We start from the raw sequence: 259 nt of genomic DNA, 5'->3' as shown, positions 1-259 counted from the left end.
ATATGTCGTGCCCGGCGTTCAATATGACCCCACCCAGGGCGCGGCCTTCCAGATCCGCGGCGTCGGCAGTACTTCGTTCGACTTCTCCAACGCCAAGTCGGTCAACGTCGTCGTCGACGACGTGGTGATGGACGCCCAGCGCGACAACGGCCTGATCGGCCTCACCGATATCCAGCGCGTCGATGTGCTGATGGGCCCGCAGGGCACGCTGTTCGGCAAGAATTCCACCTCCGGCGTGATCGCGATCACCACCAACAAG

The 259-nt window shown here is 62.9% G+C and carries 1 protein-coding gene; it reads left to right on the top strand.

Going from position 1 to position 259, the window contains the following annotated elements:
• On the top strand, window positions 1-259 hold a 259-nt coding region (locus tag NLU14_RS22320), incomplete at both ends, for a TonB-dependent receptor plug domain-containing protein (RefSeq protein ID WP_275710733.1).

Origin of the sequence: Marinobacter iranensis (assembly GCF_029207565.1) — a bacterium.
Taxonomy (GTDB): Bacteria; Pseudomonadota; Gammaproteobacteria; order Pseudomonadales; family Oleiphilaceae; genus Marinobacter; species Marinobacter iranensis.
This window is presented reverse-complemented; position numbering and strand designations above follow the sequence as displayed.